We start from the raw sequence: 25,160 nt of genomic DNA on the forward strand, positions 1-25,160 counted from the left end.
CTTTTATTCGATTACAACTCTTAGCTGTCATCTTCAGTGAAGCTTGTTGGCAGCGAGGTTTTCATCTCGTTCCAAATCTGCCCACTTTCAATACCATAGTGACGAACAACAACGATGATTCGGTCACGATCACCTGTCTCGCAAACTTCAAGTAGATCACGGTAAAATTGCAGTGCTAGATTACGTGCTTCCGGGCTTGAGAAGTAGTAACTTCCGACGCGGTCGTACAGTTTTTTAAGACCGTTAAAAATCAAACCGTAAATCTGGTTGCCTGAGTGGAACGCCAGACGTTGGAACAGCATGTAATCATAGAAGTTAAAGGTTTTAGCAATCAAAGTTGCCTGACGCTTAGCTTCGTCCTTCTCACCGTCATCTTTGATATGTTGTTGGATTTTCTCCGCATAAGGTGAAGACTCCATAAACGTATCCCAAGAGTCTGCAGCAAGCAGGTTCTCACAAGATTCGATAACACCACTAATGGTACGCTCAGCACTTTCTTTATTCGCTTTAAACGCGTAGCGCATAAAAATAGGGCTGATATTTGTTCGTGCCGCAAGCAAATCTTCAACAATCGAAGTTGCGTTATCCGCATCCAAGGTCATTAGCGTGTCGAGGATATGTAGCCCCGATGTTTCCATGAACTGGTTAACCTTGGTCGGTTTGCCGTGTTGGATGGTTAACCAGCCGTCACGCGCCAAGCGCTGTAGCACTTCACGCAGTGTCGTTCGGGTAACCCCTATTAATTCAGAGAGCTCGCGTTCAGCGGGAAGAATAGAACCTGGAGGGAAGCGCCCTTTCCAAATACTCTCAATGATGTATTTTTCTGCGAAACCTGCAGGGCTCTTTGCCTTGATGACCATTAATTTAACTATCCAATATTTTTATTTATAGGGTCGAATAGAACTCATCATACCACTAGTTCTTAGTTATCGGAAACAAACCGAAAGTAAACTTGACGCAAAACACCAATAGAGTCACAGCTCTAATTTATACTGAGCGATTGCGTTATTATGTCTTTGAGTCAAAGCTAATTTATTATAAATTTAATAAAAACTTCACACTTGCTAGCCCTTATGGGTATTGACTTAGTTTGCAAAACATAAGTTTTTAATTTTGCAACATTAAACTGTCATTTCCATTCAATATAATGACATAATCTATCTTATTCGACCTTTTCGAGGCCGAGCTGCCACGAATTGTTTTTTTTCACAACTCTTATCCCGCCTTAACGCCACTCTGATCGCGTTTTTAAACAAAAGTCCACTGAGTGATTTATCAAGATAAACTTTATTATTGACTAAATTAACTTGAGGAGTACAGTTGCGACCAAAGTAAGGAGTGCTTGTCTTTCTCAGGGAGTGACTTGGCAAGGCCACATATCATTTTGCTTTATGTTGTTTTTCTAAGTCACTGTTGAATCAGGTCTGTTTCAGCGTTTTTTCTTGTCATTCGCCACAATTAATTTGGTGATGTTCTAAGCCCACAATGACACAGATATATAGATACAAGCACACGCAGTGTCTATTCATAACAACATTTAAGAGTATTAGTATCATGCCGATGTCACTCGGGAATGCTTTCATTAAGAATTTCTTAGGAAAGGCCCCAGATTGGTATAAAGTTGCCATCATTTCATTTCTTGTCATCAACCCGATTGTCTTTTTCCTTATCGACCCATTCGTAGCGGGTTGGCTTCTGGTCGCCGAGTTTATTTTTACTCTCGCTATGGCCCTCAAATGTTACCCTCTTCAACCGGGTGGTTTATTAGCCATTGAGGCTATTGCGATTGGAATGACCAGCCCAGAGCAAGTCAAACACGAGCTAGTCGCCAATATCGAAGTGCTATTGCTTCTGATCTTCATGGTAGCGGGCATCTACTTCATGAAACAGCTTCTGCTGTTTATCTTTACGAAGATACTGCTTGGTATTCGCTCAAAAAGCCTGCTCTCTGTAGCCTTTTGTTTTGCAGCAGCTTTTCTGTCTGCGTTCCTTGACGCACTAACCGTGATTGCAGTTGTCATTAGTGTCGCGGTCGGTTTCTACGCGATCTACCACAAAGTCGCTTCGGGCAAAGGCTCAACAGCATCACACGACCACACGCAAGACGATCACCTTTCAGAACTAACGCGCGATGACTTAGAGAACTACCGTGCGTTTTTGCGTTCTCTATTGATGCATGCAGGTGTTGGTACGGCACTGGGTGGCGTAATGACCATGGTTGGTGAGCCACAAAACTTGATCATTGCAGATCAGGCTGGCTGGCAGTTCGGCGAATTTATTATTCGTATGCTACCAGTTACAGCACCCGTTTTTGTCTGCGGCTTAATTACTTGTGTACTTGTTGAAAAGCTTAAAATCTGTGGATACGGTGCTCGCCTACCTGATAACGTTCGTCAAATCCTAGTCGACTTTGACAACGCAGAACGTAAAACACGTACTAAGCAAGATGTCGCGAAGCTGTGGATTCAAGGCGCAATTGCTATCTGGCTTATCGTCGGGCTAGCACTTCACCTTGCGGCTGTTGGCTTGATTGGCTTGTCTGTCATCATTCTTGCTACCGCATTTACTGGTGTCATCGAAGAACACTCAATGGGTAAAGCGTTTGAAGAAGCATTGCCGTTTACTGCCCTACTTGCAGTCTTCTTCGCTGTTGTTGCCGTCATCATCGACCAGCAGCTATTTAAGCCTGTTATCGATGCGGTGCTACACGTCGAAGACAAGGGGGCTCAGCTTGCGCTCTTCTATATTGCTAATGGCATACTTTCTATGGTGTCAGATAACGTATTCGTCGGTACCGTTTACATCAACGAGGTAAAAACAGCATTAATTGAGGGAGTGATCACTCGCGACCAGTTCGACCTACTCGCAGTAGCAATCAACACAGGTACTAACCTTCCTTCAGTAGCAACGCCAAATGGTCAAGCAGCCTTCTTATTCCTGTTGACCTCTGCTCTAGCACCTCTGATTCGCTTGTCTTACGGCCGCATGGTTATCATGGCTCTGCCTTATACTATCGTCCTTGCGCTTGTTGGTCTTGCGGGTATTGTGTTCTTTGTTGAGCCGATGACAGCGTGGTTTTACGACGCAGGTTGGATTTCTGCACATGTAGGTGAGCTGACTCCAGCGGTCTCTAGCGGACATTAATCAAGAAAACTTAAAAGTTTTAGTTGAAGCCGAAACTTTTCCACGATAAAAAGCTCTGATTAGTCAGAGCTTTTTTTATAAACAGGATATCTCTGTGAACATTCTTTCTACTATTAAGTCTTTTTCTCAATCACGCCTGTCTTGGTTACTGCTATTAGCCTTTGTCATCTTCTTTGAGGCAGCAGCATTATACTTTCAGCACGTCATGATGCTGGCACCTTGTGTTATGTGTATCTACGAGCGCGTCGCTATGCTTGGAATCGGCGCCGCTGCAATAATCGGTTTGATAGCACCGGACAACACAGCAATACGCTGGCTGGGGCTCACGGCATGGGGAGCGAGTTCATATAAAGGCTTAATGCTAGCTCTGGAGCACGTTGATTACCAATTCAACCCTTCTCCGTTTGCAACCTGCGATTTGTTTGTTACCTTCCCCGACTGGGCACCTCTCAACAAATGGGCGCCATGGATGTTTGAAGCATTTGGTGACTGCAGCAAAGTCGTGTGGCAGTTCCTGTCACTCTCTATGCCTCAGTGGTTAGTCGTCATTTTCGCGGCAAACCTAGCTGCATTAGCTGTTATCGTTATTGCGCAATTTGTAAAAGCTAGAAGCTAGAAGCTAGAAGCTAGAAGCTAGAAGCTAGAAGCTAGAAGCTAGAAGCTAGAAGCTAGAAGCTAGAAGCTAGAAGCTAGAAGCTAGAAGCTATAGTTCATCTCACGGCCAGGTGCAGGGGCCAACACTTCTCTGTTTCCATTATGCCCCGGCGCACTTACAATCCCTTGAGCTTCTAATTGCTCAACGATACGAGCGGCACGGTTATAGCCAATCTTAAAGCGTCGTTGCACACCTGAAACAGAGCCTCTGCGTGACTGCACGACGTGTTCGACAACCTGGTCAAACAGCGGATCCATCTCTTCCTCACCTTCAGGTTTCTCACCCGGTAGTAGGCCCTCCGGCCCTTGGTCGCCATTGGTGATTTCATCAATGTAGTTTGGCTTACCACGCGCTTTCCAGTTGTTTACCACAGCATGTACATCGTCATCTGAAGCAAACGCACCATGTACACGTACCGTGTGGCTGGAGCCCGGAGGAAGGTAAAGCATGTCACCCATACCTAATAACGACTCAGCACCACCTTGATCAAGAATGGTTCTAGAATCCGTTTTAGTTGATACAGTGAACGCAACACGCGTTGGGATATTGGCTTTGATTAAGCCAGTAATGACGTCAACAGATGGGCGCTGCGTCGCAAGAATCAAGTGAATACCAGCGGCTCGCGCTTTTTGAGCGAGGCGGGCAATGAGCTCTTCAACCTTTTTGCCTACCACCATCATCAAGTCAGCAAATTCATCGACGATAACCACAATGTAAGGAAGTTTCTCCAGCAATGGCGGAGTTTCGTCCATGCTATCGCCCGGTTGCCATAATGGGTCGTGAATCGGATGCCCAGCTTCTGCCGCCATCTTGAGCTTGTCGTTAAAGCCCTTGATGTTACGTACGCCAAGTGCGGACATCAGTTTGTAACGACGCTCCATTTCGCCCACACACCAACGCAGCGCATTCGACGCATCTTTCATGTCAGTAACCACTTCAGATAGAAGATGTGGAATGCCTTCGTATACCGATAGCTCGAGCATTTTCGGGTCAATCATGATGAAACGCACTTCTTCAGGCGTCGCTTTGTACAGCATACTCAAGATCATCACGTTTACACCCACTGACTTACCTGAGCCCGTGGTACCCGCGACCAGCACGTGTGGCATCTTCGACAGATCTGCGACAACGGCCTCACCTGCGATATCTTGACCAAGTACGACCGTTGTGGGTGATTTGGCTTCGATAAAGTGCTGGCTACCAACAACATCTGAGAAGTACACCGTCTGGCGACTCATGTTTGGTAACTCGAGTCCTACGTAAGGTTTGCCCGGTATCACTTCCACAACACGAACCGCCATCGCTGACAAAGAGCGAGCTAAGTCCATCGAAAGGCCCGAAATACGGCTTACCTTAACCCCTGGTGCCAAGTCCAGTTCAAATCGTGTAATGACGGGACCAGGGAAAATATCGACGACTTCAGCCTTAATCTTGTAGTCTGCAAGCTTAGCTTCAACCAAGCGAGCAATCTCTTCCAACGCAGCGCGGTCAATAAAGTTCTCGCGTTTTTCTGGGTGATACAGTAGCTCCAATGTCGGCATTGGCTCTTTTGGCGTAGGGAGGTTGGCTTCTTGCTGGACAAGGAACGGGTTCTGCTGAGCAGCAACTTTTGCCTGAGCATCCGAGACGATATTCTGGAACGCTGCGACATCCTCATCGCCCTCTTCAACGTCTTCTACCTCTACCGAGGCTCTAATATCACTGTCTTCATCAGCGACTTCAAATGACGAGATAACAGGATCTTGATGACTACTGTCTGGTTCCACCTCAGTCGATATCTGCTCGAGCTCTGTAGGGTCAATTCGAGGCTGAACTATTTCTTGTTCTTCATGAACCTCTTCAGTGCTCCACGGCATACCTTGAATAGGGTCGGCGTTAACAGGAGGCTCCGCAGTTTCAGGTTCTCTACCTGCTGCATCGATATTTTCAGTGGTGCCTTCTTGCTCTTGAACCGCAAAATCATCTTCGCTTTGAGCCGCCGCTTCGAGTTCTTCTATCGTCGAACCAAGCTGTCTGGTGCGCTCTTCTTTAGGTTCTTGTTCATATATGTCGTTTTGAGCGACTAGAGGCGCTTCGACAATAGGCTCAGGAAGCACTTGCGGTTCAGGTTGATACGAACGAGGCTCAATGTTGATTCTTTCTACTGCTGGGTCACTTACCGTTGGCTCTTTGTGAGTATCAGGCATGTGAATATTGAAACGGCGAGGCTCCTCATCCACATTCGCTGCAAACAACGCATCTTCATGTTCAGTATCATCTACCGGAGCTTTCTTTACGTCGTCACGAGGTGTCGTTAATTGAGGCTCTAGAAGTTCTTCCTTTTCACCACGTGCTTTATTCACTAGGTTAGTAATCAAGTGGATAGCACCTTCACCTAGCCAATCGACAATCGATAACCATGAAATCCCCGTTAGTAGGGTGAAACCCGCTCCCCACAAAAAGAGAAAAACTAGTGTAGTACCTAAGATATTGAGCGTGGGGAGCGATAAGCTGGTCAGTACATCACCAATTACCCCACCAGAAGAGAAATACCAAATATCATCGAAGTTAATATCTGCAAGACCACAGCTGGTCAGAATAAGTATCGCTAAACCAAGAAGGCGTGTGCCCCAAAGCATCAAGTCGATAGGCTCGTTTTCACCTCGCTTTCTCAACATAACCCAAGCAGTAATCGTGATAATGATTGGAATCGGGTAAGCCATCGAGCCAAAAGTAAAAAATAATGTATCGGCAATCCAAGCACCGACCAAACCACCTGCGTTATTGATGTCTCCACCCCAAGCGGTTTGAGACCAAGAAGGGTCAGCAGGATTAAACGTGAGTAAGGCGACCGACAATAATATAGAAGACAGCACAATCACGATAAGACTGCACTCTTTTAGACGTTGAGGGCCATCAAGACGAGAAGACTGAGGCTCTTCTCCGGTTTTGATTATTGTTTCAACTTTATTTTTGTTCTCTTTGAACATAACCAACTTATCAACTGCGTGATACTGACCCGAATGCAACACCCTTGCTTGAACATCCACCCGGTTAATCAGTAAGGAAAAAAATAGTCCGAGCAGCTATGCCACTCGGACTATCGATTTAACCATATCGGGACTTAAAACCCAATTACCTTAAGTCAGAATATCGAAAGGTATTACGCTACTCTGCAAAGATTAGCGCGTTTTGATAACTAACTGGTTTGTCTGCTTAACTTCTTCCATAACAACATACGTACGTGTGTCGTTAACCCCAGGAAGACGTAGAAGCGTATCGCCAAGGAGCTTTCGATATGCACTCATGTCCGACACTCGAGTCTTCAATAGGTAATCGAAATCACCTGATACTAGGTGACATTCCTGAATATCATCGAGCTTCTGCACTGCTGCATTAAATTGTTCAAACACATCTGGCGCACCACGGTTTAGCGTAATTTCTACGAAAACCAATAGTGATGCGTCAAGGAACTGCGGGTTTAACAAAGCTGTATAGCCCGTAATGTACCCTTGACGTTCCAGACGACGAACACGTTCTAAACACGGCGTTGGTGATAGACCAACTCGTTTAGACAGTTCAACGTTTGAAATACGACCGTCTTTCTGCAGTTCGTTTAGAATGTTGCGATCGATACGGTCTAGATCCTTAGACGGCTTCTTATTGTTGTCTGCCATTTTTTATTCCACCTTATTACTTCCTTGCAAAAAAATATACTACAACTTTTTAATATTCAGTATCAAATTTTATTCAATCGTATCTATACTAGATATTAATTCGACAGAATTACCCTACACATAGTTAATACAACCAAAATAAAATGAGGAGTCAGGATGATCATTGGCGTACCTAAGGAAATCAAAAACCACGAGTACCGTGTTGGTATGATCCCAGCGAGCGTTCGCGAGCTAGTATCTCAAGGTCACCAGGTTTTTGTAGAAACCAATGCCGGTTCTGGCATCGGCTTTTCAGACGATGATTACATCGCTGTAGGCGCATCCATTCTTCCTACCGCTGCTGACGTTTTCGCGCAAGCAGAAATGATTGTAAAGGTTAAAGAACCTCAAGCTGTTGAGCGTGCTATGCTCCGCGAGGGACAAATATTATTTACTTATTTGCACCTAGCACCAGATTTTCCACAAACTGAAGAGCTAATCAAGAGCAAAGCTGTCTGTATAGCGTATGAGACTGTAACAGATAATATGGGTCGCTTGCCACTACTTGCTCCAATGTCTGAGGTAGCAGGTCGCATGTCTATTCAAGCGGGTGCACAAACTTTAGAGAAATCTCACGGTGGCCGTGGTCTTCTTCTTGGTGGTGTACCAGGTGTTGAGCCAGCAAAAGTTGTTGTTGTTGGTGGCGGCGTAGTAGGTGCAAACGCAGCACGTATGGCAGTAGGCCTACGAGCTGACGTCACTATCCTAGACCGCAATGTAGACACGCTTCGTCGTCTAGATGAAGAATTCCAAGGTCGTGCAAAAGTGGTTTACTCTACAGAAGATGCAATTGAGAAGCATGTTCTAGAAGCAGACCTAGTCATCGGCGCTGTTCTAATCCCAGGTGCTGCTGCTCCTAAACTAGTGACAAAAGAGCACATCGCGAAGATGAAGCCAGGCGCGGCTGTTGTTGACGTTGCAATCGACCAAGGTGGTTGTTTCGAAACTTCACACGCGACAACTCACGCAGATCCAACGTACATTGTTGATGACGTTGTTCACTACTGTGTAGCAAACATGCCAGGTGCTGTTGCACGCACTTCTACTTTCGCTCTAAACAATGCAACACTGCCTTACATTGTTAAGCTAGCGAACAAGGGCTACCGCGAAGCACTTCTTGAAGACAACGGCTTCCTAGAAGGTCTAAACGTTATTCACGGTAAAGTAACGTGTAAAGAAGTAGCAGAAAGCTTCGACCTAGAATACGTAGACCCAGCAAATGCTATCGCAATGTTCAACTAATGTTGAATCGCAATGAATAGCAAAAAACGCTCACTTCGGTGGGCGTTTTTTTATGGGGATTAAGAGATGTGTTTTGGCTTCACCTGATCTGCACCGGTTGATGAAACCTTTCCTTCATTCACGGCTTCTCAGAAAATCCATGGTGATTAAAAATGAGGTGCTCTCAAGAAATCGCCGGTTTGTTCTCTAAAACCAACGTTCCAGTGCGTTTTTGTCTAGCTGACGAAAAGCACGATTAAGAATTTGAGCCAGCTCTTTATAACGAGGGCGACTTTTCATCGGCTCTAACGCAAATCCACTCTCAACGATCTTTTGGTGAATTTCACGATACCAGCCCGCCAATGCTGGGGGAAGTTGGGTATTCGCTCGACTACCAAGCCACCACATACCCTGAATCGGTAAGCTAATGGCGAACAATGCCATAATCACCGCCTGGGGCATTGCTGAGTAGTTATTGAAGGCCATTTGGGTCAAAACGCTAATAGCAGCGATTGCAGGCATCACTTTTACGCCAAATTTAGTGGCTTTGATAATGCGTTGCTCTGGAAACAGTAAATTGAGTTCTTTGCGCATAGGCCACGTTTCCATGTACTTCTGCCCATCACGTAGGTTATGAACTAAACCGACTTTATTACTCATAGGACTCTCTCACTCCAGTATCGGGCCTTAAAAACTAAAATTCAGTTGAAAGATTCAACTTTCAGCGTAAAAAATTGATGAAAGTTAATATTCTTTCAAATTTTTTTGTTATTATTGGCTATTATCGTTATCCTTTGCAGGCCCACAATCTCATTGTTGCTGTTATTTACAATTTAAGCAACTCTCGGGACCCTTCTGCAGCGGATGCAAGAGCAGTGAGCGGGAATCACTGCTGTCTTTTATACGGAATTCGAAGTTTTTTTGACCAAGATTAGTACGCAGCCTTTTGAGCTTCGTCTATTCTTGTGATTAATTTTTTATCCTAATTGATTATTACAGGTAGTCACTCATGTCTAAGCTAGTTTTAGTTTTAAACTGCGGTAGTTCTTCTCTTAAGTTCGCGATTGTCGATGCAGAAAACGGCAACGAGCACCTAACAGGTCTTGCTGAATGTCTTCACCTTCCTGAAGCACGTATCAAATGGAAACTGGATGGTAAGCACGAAGCACAACTAGGTGAAGGTGCAGCACACGATGAAGCGCTTTCTTTCATCGTAGAAACTATTCTTGCTTCTAAGCCAGAACTTGCAGATCAGCTAAAAGCAGTTGGTCACCGTGTTGTACACGGCGGTGAGAAGTTCACTCAATCTGCTCTTATCACTGACGACGTTCTTAAAGGTATCGAAGACTGTGCGACACTAGCACCTCTTCATAACCCAGCGGCTATCATCGGTATTAAAGCGGCTCAAAAAGCATTCCCTAGCCTGCCAATGTCAGCGGTATTCGATACGGCTTTCCACCAGTCTATGCCAGAAGAAGCGTACCTATACGCACTTCCATACAACCTGTACAAAGAGCACGGTATCCGTCGTTACGGTATGCACGGTACATCTCACCTATTCATCGCTCGCGAAGCAGCTGAGCGTCTAGGTAAGCCTGCAGACGAACTAAACATCATCAACTGTCACCTAGGTAACGGCGCTTCTGTTTGTGCAATCAAGAACGGTAAGTCTGTCGATACTTCAATGGGTCTAACTCCACTTGAAGGTCTAGTAATGGGTACGCGTTGTGGTGATATCGATCCTGCGATCATCTTCCACCTACACGACGCACTTGGTTACTCTGTAGAGCAAATCAACACTATGCTTACTAAAGAGTCTGGCCTTGCTGGTCTGACTGAAGTGACATCTGACTGCCGTTTCGTTGAAGACAACTACGGTGAGAAAGAAGAAGCAACTCGCGCGATGGACGTATTCTGCCACCGCCTAGCGAAATACGTGGCTGGTTACACTGCGACTCTAGAAGGTCGTCTAGACGCGATCGTATTCACAGGTGGTATCGGTGAGAACTCTGGTCCAATCCGCGAGATGGTTCTTAACCGTCTAGGCGTATTCGGTATCGAAGTTGACAGTGAGGCTAACCTGAAAGCACGTTTTGGCGGCGAAGGTACTATCACTACAGCTGACAGCCGCATCCCAGCGATGGTTATCTCTACTAACGAAGAGCTCGTTATCGCTGAAGACACTGCACGTCTAGCAGGTCTTTAATTGACTCAACCGGCTGACTTTTAAGTCAGCCGGTTTTCTTACTAAGGGGCGTAACTCCTATTCCATCTCAGGGAATACGAAGTTGGGCTTTTATCTAAAATAGCTAAAGGTACTCTACGAATGTCTCGTACTATTATGCTTATCCCTGCCAGCGCTGGTGTTGGTCTTACTAGTGTAAGCATGGGTGTTCTTCGCGCAATGGAGCGCAAAGGCGTTAAGGTTTCTTTCTACAAGCCAATTTGTCAGCCACGTTCAGGTGGTGATCAACCAGATCTGACTTCAACGATCGTTGGTTATAACAGCGATATGAAGATCGGTGAACCTTTGGCAATGTCTGTAGCTGAGAGCCTGATTGGTAACGACAACATGGATGAGCTACTGGAAACAGTAGTAGAGCGTTACAACCAGATCAACAAAGACGCAGACGTTACGTTGATTGAAGGTCTTGTACCTACTCGTAAGCACCCGTTTGCGAACCAAGTGAACGCGGAAATCGCGGCAACACTTGGTGCAGAGATCGTACTTGTTGCGACACCGGGTACAGATAACCCTGCGCAGCTTAAAGAACGTATCGAAGTCGCATGTTCGAACTTCGGCGGTACTAAGAACAAGAATATCTCCGGCGTAATCATCAACAAGCTTAACGCTCCAGTTGATGAAGCAGGCCGTACTCGCCCAGACCTGTCAGAAATCTTTGATGATGCAGACAGCGCGAAGCAAAACGAAATGAAAGTGATGGAGATCTTTAACACATCTCCAATCCGCGTTCTTGGTTGCGTGCCATGGAGCATCGATCTGATCGCTACTCGTGCAATCGATATGGCGAAGCACCTCAATGCTGACATCATCAACGAAGGTGATATCAACACTCGTCGTATCAAGAGCATCACGTTCTGTGCACGTTCACTACCAAACATGATTGAGCACTTTAAGCATGGCTCTCTATTGGTAACCTCTGCGGACCGTCCAGACGTAATCGTTGCAGCAGCACTTGCAGCAATGAATGGTGTGGATATTGGTGCGGTTCTTCTGACGGGTGGCTACGACATTCCTGAAGAAATCGTTGGTCTTTGTAAGCCAGCGTTCGACACTGGCCTTCCAATCTTCAAAGCACAGGGCAACACTTGGCAGACATCTCTGAACTTACAGAGCTTCAGCCTTGAAGTACCTGAAGATGATAAAGAGCGTATCGAGTTCATCAACGAACACGTTGCTGGCCACATTGATGGCAACTGGATTGAGTCTATGACGGAAGGCACTCAAAAGTCTCGCCGTCTAAGCCCACCAGCATTCCGTTACCAGCTTACTGAGTTCGCTCGTCGTGCAGGTAAACGCATCGTTCTGCCTGAAGGTGACGAACCTCGCACAGTAAAAGCGGCAGCTATCTGTGCCGAGCGTGGCATTGCAGAATGTGTACTTTTGGGTAACCCAGAAGAGATCAAGCGTGTTGCTGCGCAGCAAGGTGTTGAACTTGGTGCAGGTGTTCAGATCATTGATTCTGACGCGATCCGTGAAAACTACGTTGCTCGTTTAGTTGAACTACGTGGTGCGAAAGGCATGACGGAAGTTGTTGCTCGTGAGAAGCTACAAGACTCTGTATTCCTAGGCACTATGATGCTTGAGAACAACGAAGTTGACGGTCTGGTTTCTGGTGCTGTTCATACAACAGCAAACACGATTGTACCGCCATTCCAGATCATCAAGACTGCACCAAACGCGTCTATCGTGTCTTCAGTATTCTTCATGCTTCTGCCTGATCAAGTACTGGTTTACGGTGACTGTGCAATCAACCCAGATCCAACGGCTGAACAGCTTGCTGAAATCGCTATCCAATCGGCGGATTCTGCAGCGGCATTTGGTATCGATCCTCGTGTTGCAATGATCTCATACTCTACTGGTGAATCTGGTAAAGGCGCAGACGTTGATAAAGTACGTGAAGCGACGAAACTGGCTCAAGAGAAGCGTCCTGATCTTGTCATCGATGGTCCTCTTCAGTACGACGCGGCTATCATGGAAAACGTGGCAGCATCTAAAGCGCCAAACTCTCCAGTAGCAGGTAAAGCGACCGTATTTGTATTCCCAGATCTAAACACGGGTAACACAACATACAAGGCGGTACAACGTTCAGCAGACCTAGTCTCTATCGGTCCAATGCTGCAAGGTATGCGCAAGCCTGTAAACGACTTGTCTCGCGGTGCACTAGTAGACGATATTGTTTACACAATCGCACTGACGGCAATTCAGGCAGACCAAGAGCAAAACTAAGCTTTATTGGTTTATGTTAATGAAAAAGCAGCAGTATTTTACTGCTGCTTTTTTTTGTTGCTACACTTACCCCAAACGTCATGCTTGGGTTTCAAATGTCAGTAAAGCTATTTTCCTCACAAGCCTCACTCGAACAAAATGTTCTGAAAATCACCAGCTTTTTTCTGGCGATCACAGGCACTGGCTTTACGATTGTTAACTTTTTTTTCTGGGACTTACCAAAATTCGGTGTTATCGACTCTGTCTACACCGCTATTTGTATCTATGTGTATTTGAGAATCGAATTTGGTCACTACAGACCTTGGCATTCGGCGCTACTGATTTCCGGCCTCACTGCCCTACTTATCTACAGCATGGCAGTTGCGGATGGCTACTCTGTTCTGGTTTTTTGGGCATTTTGTTTCCCTGCTTTGTATCATATATTTTTTAATCGCTATATCGCTTCGGCCATCACATTCGCCTTCTATTTGGTTGCGATTTCTATCCTTGCTTCATATCCACCACTAATCAACTCGACACCCTATACCTTGGTCAACTTCACCATCCCTTACTTTCTAATTTGGGCAATCTCTTTTGTTCATGAAGATATGCAAACCAAAATCAAAGGCAAACTCAGTGACGCTGCCCTCCTCGACCCATTGACGGGCGTAAAAAATCGCTTAGCTCTTGAAGCCGACACGTCTAACAATCCGGATTTAGCTCACAATCACTTCCTTGTGCACTTTGATCTCGACCACTTTAAACAAGTCAATGACAACTATGGCCATGCAGCAGGTGACACTGTATTAAAAATGGTCGCTCAAATCGTAGGTCAGCAAGTACATCAAGATTCATTTTATCGAGTTGGCGGCGAAGAGTTTTGCACCATTTTTTCAGCGCCCGACAAAGAAAGCGCGTTCAGCATTGCCAACGCACTGAGAGAGAAGTTAAGTCAAACATCAATATCGATTGGAGATCAAACTCTGCAAGTGACGCTGAGTGGAGGATTATGCGAATTGGTCGTCGAGGAAGGTATCGTCCGAATTGACGAAACTATGAAGATAACAGATGCGGCCCTGTACCAAGCGAAAGAACAGGGCCGTAATCAGATTATTGCTATTTAAATGCTCTCTCGGCCGTGAGCAGATTCTAGGTCAAGCTCGGGGCCTTTTGGAACCACTTGCGTCGGGTTGATTCCTGTGTGGCTAAAGTAGTAATGACGCTTGATGTGATAAAAGTCGGTCGTTTCTGCAATCCCTTCTACCTGATACAACTCTTTCATATACCCGTGCAAGTTTGGATAGTCGGCAATGCGCTTTTTATTGCATTTGAAGTGGCCGACATACACGGCATCAAACCGAATCAATGTCGTAAACAATCGCCAATCCGCTTCAGTGATAACATTACCAGCAAGATAACGGTGAGTTGCTAAGTGCGTGTCTATCCGATCAAGCGCTTCAAACAAATTGTCGTAAGCTTCTTCGTAAGCTTCCTGAGCCGTTGCAAACCCGCAACGATATACGCCATTATTCACGTTGGGATATATGTAATCATTCCACTCGTCCACCAACGCTCTTAACTCATCCGGGTAGTAGTCATCTTGATTAGCCGTGAGTTCGTTAAACTCTGAGTTAAGCATGCGGATAATCTCTGAAGACTCGTTGCTCACTATCGTATTGTGCTTTTTATCCCACAGCACTGGCACCGTAACGCGCCCCGTGTAATCTGATTTAGCTTGAGTGTAGATTTGGTGCATTCGAGTATGCCCAAATAAAGGCTCAGGCAAGCCCATTTGCCAACCCTCTCCCATCATATCTGGGCACACCACAGTCACGTCAATATGCTCTTCTAACTTTTTCAGTTTTCGGAATATGAGGGTACGATGGGCCCACGGGCAAGCGAGCGATACGTATAAATGATAGCGGCCTGATTCAGGCTGAAACTTGGCGTTAGGCTTGTTTTCCACCCATTCTCGAAACCCAGCATCTTCTCGGACAAACTTACCGCCGCTGGTTTTAGTGTCATACCAAACGTCTTGCCATTTACCTTCTACTAACTTGCCCATATCACACTCTCAACTGATTAATATCTATGGACTAAGTATAAAAAAAGCCAGCTTACTCTAAAGCAGAATAAGTTGGCTTTGTTGTTCGAATTATTTGAAGTAAAAAAAGCGCGACTCCCGAAGGACGCCGCGCTTAAGCCCGTCACAGGCTGAATCGGCTAGACACTGACATGCAGGCAAGATACGGCATGAACATCACTGCCCTGTATAGACGGTTTCGTATTAGCACACGCTTCTGTTGCCTGAGGGCAACGAGTACGGAATACACAACCAGACGGCGGGCTGATTGGAGATGGTAGATCACCTTCCAGCATTTCGATCTGCTTATTGCGTTCAAGGTGCGGATCAGGAATTGGCACCGCAGACATCAAAGCACGTGTGTAAGGGTGCTTAGGATCAGCGAACAGTGATTCGGCTTCACCCAGTTCAACAGCATTACCCAAATACATAACCAATACGCGGTCAGAGATATGTTTAACTACTGATAAATCGTGTGCGATAAAGACCAAGGATAGCCCTAGCTCTTTTTGCAGCTCTTTCAGAAGGTTCACTACCTGAGCCTGAATAGACACATCCAAAGCAGAAACTGGCTCATCACAGATGATCATCTTAGGCTTGAGGATAAGTGCACGAGCGATACCAATTCGCTGACACTGACCACCTGAGAACTCGTGTGGGTAGCGGTTGATTACGTTAGGCAGAAGACCAACCTTGGCCATCATCTCTTTAACGCGATCTTTTACTTCTTCTTTTGACAACTCAGGATAGAAAGTTTCCAAAGGCTCGGCGATGATGTCCCCAACCGTCATACGCGGGTTAAGCGATGCTAGCGGATCTTGGAAGATCATCTGAATTTCTTTACGCGTTTCGCGGCGCTGCACGTCTTGCATCTTAGTCAGATCTTGACCCAGCCAAACCACTTCACCATCTGTCGCTTCAACCAAACCGATAATGGCGCGTGCAAACGTCGATTTACCACAACCCGACTCACCTACTACACCTAATGTTTCACCTTCATAAAGGCGAACATTAACACCGTCAACGGCTTTCAGGTTCGATGGCTTAGACCAAGGCCAAGCGGACTTGGACGCAATGCTGAAATGAACTTTAAGATCCGATACATCCAGAATTAATTTTTTATCTGCACTCATTTTTCCCAAGCCTCCCATTCTGAAAAACATGCACGCTGACGACCATCACCAAATGGTGTCAGGATTGGCGCTTCACGCTTACAACGATCCATAACACGGTGACAACGCTCTTGATACGGACAACCAGTTGGCAGACGTAGCAAGTTTGGCGGGTTACCCGGAATCGTCGGCAAAATCTCACCTTCCGTATCTAAACGAGGGATGGCTTTGAGTAGGCCTTCAGCATAAGGGTGGCTTGGTTTGTAGAAGATTTCATCGACAGTACCGTACTCCATCGTACGGCCAGCATACATAACAAGCACTTTGTCACATGACCCAGCAACCACACCCAGATCGTGAGTGATCATTATGATGGCTGTATTGAATTCATCTTTCAGCTCATTAAGCAGATCCATAATCTGCGCTTGAACGGTTACGTCCAGTGCCGTTGTCGGTTCATCTGCAATCAGTAGTTTAGGACGACATAGTAATGCCATCGCGATCATTACACGCTGACGCATACCGCCTGAAAACTCATGCGGATACATAGTGATACGCTTACGTGCTTCCGGAATCTTCACGGCTTCAAGCATGCGTACCGACTCTTCAAACGCTTCTGCTTTACCCATACCTTTGTGAAGCATCAGTACTTCCATTAGCTGGTCGCTGACTTTCATGTATGGATTCAAAGACGTCATTGGGTCCTGAAAGATCATCGCGATCTGTTCAGCACGTACTTTATTCAGTTCTTTTTCTGGAAGGTTAAGGATTTCCTTACCTTCAAATTTAGCACTACCAGAGATAATGCCGTTTTTTGCCAGCAATCCCATGATAGAGAATACTGTTTGCGATTTTCCTGAACCAGATTCACCCACGATACCGAGAGTTTCGCCTTGGTTCAGAGAAAAGTTTAGATCGTTAACTGCGGTAACAATACCATCTTGAGTGGTAAATTCGACACGCAGATCTTTGACATCTAATAAGCTCATCATTGCTTCCTTAATCTTTATAGATTTTATAATTTATTGCTTTTTACTTATCTGTCTTTTGGATCCAGCGCATCGCGCAGACCGTCACCGACGTAGTTGAAACAGAACAAAGTTACAACCATGAACGCCGCTGGGAATGTTAGCTGCCAAATAGCAACTTCCATCGTTTGTGCACCCTCTTGAAGTAGTGCGCCCCAGCTTGTCATCGGCTCCTGGACACCAAGACCAAGGAAGGATAGGAATGACTCAGTCAGAATCATGCTTGGGATTAGCAGCGTCGAGTATACGGCTACAATACCCAGAACGTTTGGAACAATGTGACGAGTGATAATTTTCCACTTGCTCACACCACAAACATGGGCTGCTTCAATGAACTCTTTGCTACGTAGACTAAGGGTTTGACCACGTACGATACGCGCCATATCCAGCCATGCAATTGCACCGATCGCAACGAAGATCAAGATGATATTACGACCGAAGAAGGTAACCAGTACGATAACTAGGAACATGAATGGTACAGCGTACAGGATTTCCAGAATACGCATCATGATACGATCCACTTTACCGCCGATGAAGCCAGAAGCCGCACCGTAAAGCGTACCAATCAGTACCGCAACCAACGCGCCCATAACACCAACCATCAACGAGATTCGGCCACCGATAAGTGTACGCACGTATAGATCTCGGCCTAGGCTATCAGTACCAAACCAATGATCTACACTTGGACCTACATGCATTGCATACCAGTCTGTGTCATCGTAGGCATAAGGGGCGATCATTGGCAGAACAATAACCGCCAATGTCATTACAAATAGGATAAACAAGCTCACCATTGCCGCTTTGTTACGCATAAAGCGGATACGGGCGTCTTGCCATAAACTGCGACCTTCGATCTCTAAGTTTTCAGAGAACTTCTCAATCGCTTCAAGGTTTTCTTTTTTCGTTAACATAACCAAACTTCCCTGTTAGTAGCGAATTTTCGGGTCAATCATTGCAAGTAAGATATCTACAATCGCGTTGAATAAAATGAATAGGAAACCAATCAGAATGGTTACACCCATTACTAGCGAGTAGTCACGGTTAAATGCAGCGTTAACGAAAAGCTTACCGATACCTGGCAGGCCGAAGATAGTTTCAATAACTACCGAACCTGTGATGATACCTACGAATGCTGGGCCCATGTAAGACACAACAGGGAGAAGTGCTGGCTTAAGAGCATGCTTTACAATGATGTAGCGGTAACTTAGACCTTTTGCACGAGCAGTACGGATAAAGTTACTGTTCAGTGTTTCAATCATCGAACCACGTGTAATACGGGCGAATGTCGCTACGTAAAGTAAAGACATACCAATGACAGGAAGTACAAGATACTTAAAGCCACCGTCATGCCAGCCACCCGCAGGGAAGATATTCCAGTGCAGGGAGAATAGATAAATCAGAGCTGGGGCCAGTACAAACGATGGCATTACAACCCCTAGCATTGCAGTCGACATTATGGTGTAGTCGACCCAAGTATTCTGCTTCAGCGCAGCAATGGTTCCGACGGTCACCCCCATAATCACGGTAAAGATAAAGGCGATAAAACCAACCTTTGCCGATACTGGAAGCGCCACCGAGATTAGCTCATTTACAGAGTAATCTAGGTACTTAAATGACGGTCCGAAATCACCTTGTAGAACGTTGGTCAAATAAGTGGTGTATTGCTCAAATACTGGCTTATCCAGGCCGTATTTAGCTTCGATGTTTGCCATAACTTCTGGCGGAAGAGGACGCTCGCTCGAGAAAGGGTTACCCGGTGCGAAACGCATTAGAAAGAAAGATACTGTGATCAATACCAACATAGTTGGGATCGCTTCAAATATCCTTTTTGCGATGAATTTAAGCATAAACTCACTCTTTCAGTCTGTGACGGTTAAAAAGAAAAGGATCAGCCCATATTCCATAAATTTGGACTGAAATAAGGCGCTACATGTGATTTCTCACATGTAGAGCCAAATTTTTTATAGTTCTATCTGCTCAGAATTATTGAGCTTTGATGTAAAGATCTTTTGAGTAGATCTTCTCTTCAGCGTTGTTCGCTGGGAAACCACCAACTTCAGTTGATAGTAGACGAGAACGTACGTACTGGTAGATTGGAGCGATAGGCATTTCTTTCGCCATCATCTTTTCAGCTTCTAGGTAGATCTTAGTACGCTCTTCCTCAGAAGTAGATTTCAGCGCTTTTTCGATCAACGCATCGTACTCTTTGCTACCCCAGTGCTGACCACCGGTAGTGTTCGAGCTCACCATTAGAGTTAGGAATGAAGTTGCTTCGTTGTAGTCACCACACCAGCCAGCGCGCGCTACTTCGAAGTCACCTTGGTCTTTAGAAGATAGGTAAGTTTTCCACTCTTGGTTTTCTAGAGTAACTTCTAGACCAAGTGTTTTCTTCCACATTGAACCTAGCGCTACCGCAATCTTCTTGTGGTTTTCGTTAGTGTTGTATAGAAGGTTGAACTTAAGTGGGTTATCTGGACCGAAACCAGCTTCTTCAAGAAGACGTTTCGCTTCAGCGATACGATCTTTCTGAGACATTTGACCATAAGCAGGCAATGTTGGGTTGAAGTTAGCTGTAATTTCCGGAGTTAGGAAATAAGCTGGCTTCTGTCCTTGGCCTAGAATCGCATTTGCTACGATGTCACGGTCAATTGCGTAAGAAATCGCTTTACGTACGCGTACATCATCAAACGGCTTTTTAGCTGTGTTGAATGAGTAGTAGTAAGTACATAGGCTGCCTTCCACTGATACTTCTTGTGGGTGCTCTTTCTTAAGACGCTTGAAGTGCTCTGTAGGAAGAGTAGAAGTGAAATCGATCTCACCAGATAGGAAACGGTTCATTTCCGCTACTTGGTTTTCGATAGGTAGGAAAGTAACCTTATTAAGAACCGTTTTGTCGTTGTCCCAGTACTGGTCGTTACGAGTTAGTTCTAGACGCTCGTTCACTACCCAGTTATTTACAACGAATGCACCGTTACCAACGAAGTGCTCAGGTTTAGTCCACTGATCACCATACTTCTCAACTGTCGCTTTGTGAACTGGCTTCATTGTTGTGTGACCAGTCATCATTACGAAGTAAGGAACCGCTGTTTCAAGCTCAACAACTAGAGTGTGGTCGTCTGTTGCTTTAACACCCAGAGTGCTCTTGTCCTTTTTACCAGCGATGATGTCTTTCGCATTCGCCATCTTGGTGTATTCCATGTACCAAGAGTATGGTGAAGCTGTTGCTGGGTCTACAGCACGTTGGAAGCTGTATACGAAGTCACCGGCAGTTACAGGGTCGCCGTTTGACCATTTAGCATCTTTACGTAGGTGGAAAGTGAATGTTTTGTTGTCCGTTGTTTCCCAAGACTCCGCAACACCAGGGATAGTGTTACCGTCCGCGTCTTGGTTCACCAAGCCTTCTAGAAGATCACGAATCACGTGAGACTCAGGAACACCCTGAGATTTATGCGGGTCGATCGTCGCAACCTCAGTACCGTTACCACGAACTAGTTCTTGTTTTTCTGCTAACTTAGTTCCTGCAGGGACATCTGCAGCGAGTGTTGCGGTAGAAGTAGCGGCCACTGCCAGACCAGCACCCAGAAGAAGGGCTTGAGTGATTTTGTTCTTATACATGAGTAAAACTCCAAGTTTTTCATTTGCATCCATGACTTCTTCGTAGGACCACCAGAACGGACAGTGATTTAGATCTGTTTAGCGCAAAACTTAAGCACAAAAATCTAAAACCCTACAAAGATTGCAGCACACATTATCAATCATCGGTGTAATTTGCCATAAAAATGTAGCGAAAAATCGTTTAATTCTCCGACTAGTGCAACATTTTGGTAAAAAACACTACTAAAGAAAGGATTCCCAGTTTATTAGAATAAGAAATTCTTCAGATTTAGATTGAAGTGCCAATTCATCTAATAAGCTGCTACTTTTTAGCATCTTATTCTAAATATTGTGCAAAACTTTTAACAAAAGTTATGTAAGCAACCTAACATTTAACTACTTTCCTCTTACCAAAATAGCATTCTGTGAAGTTAATCACTCTGTTGCACAAGTAATGTGCTCTATGCCCCATTTTGATCCAAACACCTCAAAATCACCCAAAATTTAACATCTTGATAACAATGATTAAGTTTATAAAAAATAAGGATTTTTAGTTTTTTCTTAGTTTTTTTTAAGCTTAATCATTTGTGAGAGAGCCGCATGCGCATTGATATACCGCTACCCCCACAACTGTATAGGCACCTCTATTATGAGAAAGCTCAATATACTAGCTGTATCACTATCTGCCGCATTTATACTCGCTGGCTGTGATGGTGAAGAAAGCACAACAGAAAACATTGCGGTAGAAGTTCCTTTTGCATTAAACGATATCCCAATGCCAAATGATGGCTATGGATACGATGAAGATGGCTCCATTTCCCTACCCAATGAACCGTCATCTCCTCAAAACTACTCAACTAATAAAGAATACGAGGCCTACTACCAGAGTTTTGAAACCAGTTACGCTGCGGTTGACGGTTGGGGACTTTGTGTTGAACCAATAGAGATTCCACTGGATAGTGTAAATTCAGGGCAGGTTCCAGCTATTGACCAATCTTCGCTAGATGGCAACGTTCTACTTATGGACGGCACTGGGCAACTTGTTGAGACAAAACTCTCAAGCGATGGGCGAAAGATTGTTATTGAATGTGGCAACGCTTTAAAGCCAGGAACTCGATACTATCTCGCAGTATCTACAGGAGTTAAAACTACAGATGGCATGTCAATCCAGCCTTCTGCTTCATTTACCAACTTATTACAATCTACTCCAAGTAATGCCGATGAACAGGTTCTTCAAGGTACAACCCAAGAAGCGATCGATACGTTTGAGGTACATGGACACAACACAAATTTCGCGTATGCCTCAACGTTTACCACTCAAAATAGTTATTCGGTTATTGACAACATAGTTACCCAAACACTAATGGAGAACCCATCGATAGAGTGGAAAGACGCAAGTTATGCAGAAAAGGGAAAAGCTAGCGGAACAGATGAAGAGCGCTACGTTATACTTAGCGCCAGTTTAGTAACGAACAACTATTTGCCTTTAACCCAGCGCAATGCGAACGAAGAAACCTGTGTGCTCGATAGTTACGATCCTATAAACAAATGTCCTTCAATGTATAAATGGATAGCTGGTGTTAAAGGAGAGCACCTGACCCAAGAATACTTTGCGGAAAATAGTAGTTGGCCGACAAAAATTAAAACGTACAATGATGCAACAACGACTATACCGGTCGACTTTTACCTGCCTTACATCGATGGCGCCACAAATGGCAAAGGTAAAGCGATTAACTATGTCAAAAACTCTGCAAATCCTGCAGTGTTGTTTATACACGGTATAACAGGCAGTAAAGAAGATGCACCTTTAGTGGCAAAGAAATACGTTACATTAGGTCAAGAATACGTATTCGCTGCAATAGATATGCCTTATCACGGTATGCGAACCGTGTGTGATAGCTCAGATTACATAGACGATGATCCAAATAGCTATTGCCTTGGAGGCGGTAAGCCAATCAGCGCCCGTGCCGACAAATCTTACTTTATCAACATTATTTCTCCTCTCGCTCTACGTTCTAACCTTCACCAATCAGTCAGTGACTTTATTGGCCTGAGATGGGCAATGAACTTTGGAGATCAAAACGCTGATCGCGAGGCACACCTTGTAGGCGTTTCTCTAGGTGGAATTATGTCTGTAATGACGACAGAAGCAACCTATGCCCCAAATCAAACTGATCCTATTCGTGGTTTAAAGTTTGATACATCAAACTTTGTGGTTCCCGGCCAAGGCTTAGTTAACGTAGTTTTGTCTTCTCTCACTCTTAGTTCCGAGATGGAAGAATCCGTCAAACAATCTTCAGACGTACAAAGAGCGATAGCGGAAACTCTGCTACCGAATATTTGTTATGAAGGAGTTAGCAATGAAGAGTGTATTACGTCACTGCAAGCTCACAGCACTGAGCTACAAGACAGTATAGAAATGCTTGAAGATGAAATTTACGCTGCGTTAATCCCGATACTAAAGCAAGGTGTGCAACAAACGATTGACGGTTCAGACCCTGCTAGTAAGACGTCGCGCCAACTTAATGCTCAACAACCAACTCTTCTAATTGAAGCGAAGGGGGCATGCGGTAGTACTTGTGAGCCTGGCGAATACATGCCAGACACTGTGGTACCAAACTCCGCAGAAAACAACCTGATGACAGGAACAGACCCATTAATCAAAGCATTAGATTTAAACGATATTCTAGATACTTCTTTTGAACGTAAAATAAGAGGAGTGATCAGAACAGCAGTGGGTGGACATGGTACTTATCTATTTGCATATGAAGGACCAATGGATGAAGCCACTGGTTTACCTTCGACAGATCCGGAATATATTCCAGAGGTAAACAAGTCTAAGGCGACTCAGCAAGATGCAGTTTTTCAGATGATTAAAAGCAAGGGACAGGCAATCATAATAGACGATGTCCATGACAGAGATAACATCTACGATAACCAGGAGGTTACACAGTGAATAAATCAATACTGATCATACTGCCCATTATTGCATTTGATATTCACGCCGCAGGCTTCCAGCTTAACGCTCAATCTGCTACTGGTTTAGGCCGTGCGTATGCGGGTGACGCCATCATTGCTGACAATGCCTCAGTTGTAGCGAAGAATGCTGCTGCTATGAGTTTAATCGACAAGCCGATGCTCTCTATCGGTGCAGTGAATATCGCCAGCCAAGTGGACTTCAGCAATATTCGCTACACGCCACCTAGCTCTTCGACGCAGAACATTGGCGATACTGGGTTGGATAACAACACTTTTATTCCTAATGCTCACGTGGTTTACCCATTAGAGGGCACAGACTGGACGCTAGGCGCAACGGTTCACTCAAACTTCGGTACAGACGTTGAATTTGAAGATAGCTTTGAAGCACCAATCTTTGGTGGTAAGACTTACCTTAGCAGCATCAATGCTGGCTTTTCTGCGGCCTATCAGCTGAATGAAGCTTGGTCATTCGGTGGTGGTATCGACATTATTTACGGCGAAGGCGAAATATCCAGAACACCTAATAGCGCTAACCCACTTCGAATTGATGCAGATGGCATAGGGCTTGGTTTTAATCTGGGCGTTGCCTACGTTGTCGATGAAAACAACCGATTTGGTTTGTCGTACCGCTACAGCCCTGAGCTAAAAGCCGAAGGCGATGTCTACGCTTGGGAACAAGGTAAAACTGATAGTGTTGATATTCCCCTTCCGGACATCATTGAGTTCTCCGGTTACCACAAACTCAACGCTAAGTGGGCCGCACACTACAGCCTACAATACGTCGCTTGGTCTGAGTTTGATAAGCTGACTTCAGAGAACTACAGCGCGTCGATAAAAGATTACGAGTGGAAGAATGCAGGCCATGTTTCTGTTGGGGTTACGCATTATCTAAATAAGGACATCGAGTTACGCGCAGGCTACATGTATGACCTTTCACCTGTCGACCAAATCAGCTCACTGTCTATTCCTGACACTGACAGACACTGGTTTACATTCGGTGGTTCATACGCAGCAACGGATCAGCTAACGCTGGATCTGTCTATTGGTTACCTGACTGGTGAGCAAGCGGCAATCAATGAATCTCAAACTGTTGTTGATGAGTACAACATCGAAGCAACGGTCAACACCAGTGCTTGGCTAGTTGGAGCTCAGTTGAACTACGCGTTCTAATCGGCTCAGCAAAAACAACCATTCAAAGC

The 25,160-nt window shown here is 45.1% G+C and carries 18 protein-coding genes; 8 read left to right on the top strand and 10 right to left on the bottom strand.

Translation table 11 applies throughout. The features are described from left to right. Positions 1-20: 20 nt before the first annotated feature. Positions 21-860 carry a fatty acid metabolism transcriptional regulator FadR gene (fadR, locus tag F0265_RS07905; RefSeq protein ID WP_171748470.1) on the bottom strand — a complete coding sequence of 280 codons (840 nt, stop codon included), beginning with the start codon at positions 858-860 and terminating at the stop codon, positions 21-23. A gap of 694 nt (positions 861-1,554) precedes the next feature. On the opposite strand from fadR, the gene nhaB reads away from it, so the two are divergent. Continuing rightward, positions 1,555-3,144: a Na(+)/H(+) antiporter NhaB gene (gene nhaB, locus F0265_RS07910; RefSeq protein WP_171748471.1), complete on the top strand. Its 1,590-nt coding sequence runs from the start codon at positions 1,555-1,557 to the stop codon at positions 3,142-3,144. A gap of 94 nt (positions 3,145-3,238) precedes the next feature. Next, the gene (gene dsbB / locus F0265_RS07915) at positions 3,239-3,760 is read left to right on the top strand and encodes a disulfide bond formation protein DsbB (RefSeq protein ID WP_171748472.1); all 522 of its coding nucleotides are present in this window, start codon (positions 3,239-3,241) and stop codon (positions 3,758-3,760) included. An 80-nt stretch (positions 3,761-3,840) separates the two neighbouring features. On the opposite strand, the gene F0265_RS07920 is transcribed toward dsbB, so the two are convergent. Both F0265_RS07920 and lrp read right to left on the bottom strand, forming a co-directional pair. Further along, positions 3,841-6,768 carry a DNA translocase FtsK 4TM domain-containing protein gene (locus tag F0265_RS07920; protein ID WP_171748473.1) on the bottom strand — a complete coding sequence of 976 codons (2,928 nt, stop codon included), beginning with the start codon at positions 6,766-6,768 and terminating at the stop codon, positions 3,841-3,843. 192 nt (positions 6,769-6,960) lie between these two features. Then, positions 6,961-7,455, bottom strand: coding sequence for a leucine-responsive transcriptional regulator Lrp (lrp, locus tag F0265_RS07925; protein ID WP_006959094.1), 495 nt, complete (start codon positions 7,453-7,455; stop codon positions 6,961-6,963). Between the two features lie 156 nt (positions 7,456-7,611). On the opposite strand from lrp, the gene ald reads away from it, so the two are divergent. After that, positions 7,612-8,736 (top strand): alanine dehydrogenase, encoded by a 1,125-nt coding sequence (gene ald, locus F0265_RS07930; RefSeq protein ID WP_006959097.1) that lies wholly within the window; start codon positions 7,612-7,614, stop codon positions 8,734-8,736. Positions 8,737-8,922: 186 nt separating this feature from the next. Here the strand turns inward: ald and yfbV are convergent, their stop codons facing one another. After that, positions 8,923-9,375, bottom strand: coding sequence for a terminus macrodomain insulation protein YfbV (yfbV, locus tag F0265_RS07935; RefSeq protein ID WP_006959098.1), 453 nt, complete (start codon positions 9,373-9,375; stop codon positions 8,923-8,925). Between the two features lie 349 nt (positions 9,376-9,724). On the opposite strand from yfbV, the gene F0265_RS07940 reads away from it, so the two are divergent. From F0265_RS07940 to F0265_RS07950, 3 genes are all read left to right on the top strand, one after another. Continuing rightward, positions 9,725-10,921: an acetate kinase gene (locus F0265_RS07940; protein ID WP_171748474.1), complete on the top strand. Its 1,197-nt coding sequence runs from the start codon at positions 9,725-9,727 to the stop codon at positions 10,919-10,921. 120 nt (positions 10,922-11,041) lie between these two features. After that, positions 11,042-13,186 (top strand): phosphate acetyltransferase, encoded by a 2,145-nt coding sequence (pta, locus tag F0265_RS07945; RefSeq protein ID WP_019278000.1) that lies wholly within the window; start codon positions 11,042-11,044, stop codon positions 13,184-13,186. Positions 13,187-13,281: 95 nt separating this feature from the next. Next, complete coding sequence (locus F0265_RS07950) at positions 13,282-14,289, top strand: GGDEF domain-containing protein (RefSeq protein ID WP_171748475.1); 1,008 nt, start codon at positions 13,282-13,284, stop codon at positions 14,287-14,289. On the opposite strand, the gene F0265_RS07955 is transcribed toward F0265_RS07950, so the two are convergent. The 6 genes from F0265_RS07955 to F0265_RS07980 form a co-directional block, all read right to left on the bottom strand. Beyond that, positions 14,286-15,230 carry a glutathione S-transferase family protein gene (locus F0265_RS07955; RefSeq protein WP_171748476.1) on the bottom strand — a complete coding sequence of 315 codons (945 nt, stop codon included), beginning with the start codon at positions 15,228-15,230 and terminating at the stop codon, positions 14,286-14,288. The two genes, F0265_RS07950 and F0265_RS07955, sit on opposite strands and share 4 nt — an antisense overlap. A gap of 158 nt (positions 15,231-15,388) precedes the next feature. Then, the gene (oppF, locus tag F0265_RS07960) at positions 15,389-16,381 is read right to left on the bottom strand and encodes a murein tripeptide/oligopeptide ABC transporter ATP binding protein OppF (RefSeq protein ID WP_006959108.1); all 993 of its coding nucleotides are present in this window, start codon (positions 16,379-16,381) and stop codon (positions 15,389-15,391) included. Beyond that, complete coding sequence (locus F0265_RS07965; RefSeq protein WP_006959110.1) at positions 16,378-17,349, bottom strand: ABC transporter ATP-binding protein; 972 nt, start codon at positions 17,347-17,349, stop codon at positions 16,378-16,380. Before F0265_RS07965 ends, oppF begins: the two co-directional genes overlap by 4 nt. A gap of 47 nt (positions 17,350-17,396) precedes the next feature. Then, positions 17,397-18,299: an oligopeptide ABC transporter permease OppC gene (gene oppC / locus F0265_RS07970; protein WP_006959112.1), complete on the bottom strand. Its 903-nt coding sequence runs from the start codon at positions 18,297-18,299 to the stop codon at positions 17,397-17,399. Positions 18,300-18,314: 15 nt separating this feature from the next. Continuing rightward, positions 18,315-19,235: an oligopeptide ABC transporter permease OppB gene (gene oppB, locus F0265_RS07975; RefSeq protein ID WP_006959114.1), complete on the bottom strand. Its 921-nt coding sequence runs from the start codon at positions 19,233-19,235 to the stop codon at positions 18,315-18,317. A gap of 136 nt (positions 19,236-19,371) precedes the next feature. Further along, on the bottom strand, positions 19,372-21,003 hold the full coding sequence (locus tag F0265_RS07980; RefSeq protein ID WP_006959116.1) for an ABC transporter substrate-binding protein: 1,632 nt from the start codon (positions 21,001-21,003) through the stop codon (positions 19,372-19,374). A gap of 628 nt (positions 21,004-21,631) precedes the next feature. Here F0265_RS07980 and F0265_RS07985 point away from each other — a divergent pair. Further along, positions 21,632-23,938 carry an Ig-like domain-containing protein gene (locus F0265_RS07985; RefSeq protein WP_253809378.1) on the top strand — a complete coding sequence of 769 codons (2,307 nt, stop codon included), beginning with the start codon at positions 21,632-21,634 and terminating at the stop codon, positions 23,936-23,938. Continuing rightward, entirely contained in the window at positions 23,935-25,131 is a 1,197-nt protein-coding gene (locus tag F0265_RS07990; RefSeq protein WP_171748477.1) for an outer membrane protein transport protein, read from the top strand. The genes F0265_RS07985 and F0265_RS07990 overlap by 4 nt, the downstream gene beginning before the upstream one ends. Positions 25,132-25,160: the final 29 nt, after the last annotated feature.

Origin of the sequence: Vibrio sp. RE88 (genome assembly GCF_013113835.1) — a bacterium.
Lineage (GTDB): Bacteria > Pseudomonadota > Gammaproteobacteria > Enterobacterales > Vibrionaceae > Vibrio.

Coding starts and splice junctions, on each gene's coding strand:
- nhaB (WP_171748471.1), top strand. CDS start 1,555: ATGCCGATGTCACTCGGGAATGCTTTCATTAAGAATTTCTTAGGAAAG.
- fadR (WP_171748470.1), bottom strand. CDS start 860: ATGGTCATCAAGGCAAAGAGCCCTGCAGGTTTCGCAGAAAAATACATC.
- F0265_RS07985 (WP_253809378.1), top strand. CDS start 21,632: ATGAGAAAGCTCAATATACTAGCTGTATCACTATCTGCCGCATTTATA.
- pta (WP_019278000.1), top strand. CDS start 11,042: ATGTCTCGTACTATTATGCTTATCCCTGCCAGCGCTGGTGTTGGTCTT.
- F0265_RS07920 (WP_171748473.1), bottom strand. CDS start 6,768: ATGTTCAAAGAGAACAAAAATAAAGTTGAAACAATAATCAAAACCGGA.
- F0265_RS07955 (WP_171748476.1), bottom strand. CDS start 15,230: ATGGGCAAGTTAGTAGAAGGTAAATGGCAAGACGTTTGGTATGACACT.
- F0265_RS07980 (WP_006959116.1), bottom strand. CDS start 21,003: ATGTATAAGAACAAAATCACTCAAGCCCTTCTTCTGGGTGCTGGTCTG.
- yfbV (WP_006959098.1), bottom strand. CDS start 9,375: ATGAGTAATAAAGTCGGTTTAGTTCATAACCTACGTGATGGGCAGAAG.
- oppF (WP_006959108.1), bottom strand. CDS start 16,381: ATGAGTGCAGATAAAAAATTAATTCTGGATGTATCGGATCTTAAAGTT.
- oppB (WP_006959114.1), bottom strand. CDS start 19,235: ATGCTTAAATTCATCGCAAAAAGGATATTTGAAGCGATCCCAACTATG.
- F0265_RS07950 (WP_171748475.1), top strand. CDS start 13,282: ATGTCAGTAAAGCTATTTTCCTCACAAGCCTCACTCGAACAAAATGTT.
- F0265_RS07965 (WP_006959110.1), bottom strand. CDS start 17,349: ATGAGCTTATTAGATGTCAAAGATCTGCGTGTCGAATTTACCACTCAA.
- oppC (WP_006959112.1), bottom strand. CDS start 18,299: ATGTTAACGAAAAAAGAAAACCTTGAAGCGATTGAGAAGTTCTCTGAA.
- ald (WP_006959097.1), top strand. CDS start 7,612: ATGATCATTGGCGTACCTAAGGAAATCAAAAACCACGAGTACCGTGTT.
- F0265_RS07940 (WP_171748474.1), top strand. CDS start 9,725: ATGTCTAAGCTAGTTTTAGTTTTAAACTGCGGTAGTTCTTCTCTTAAG.
- lrp (WP_006959094.1), bottom strand. CDS start 7,455: ATGGCAGACAACAATAAGAAGCCGTCTAAGGATCTAGACCGTATCGAT.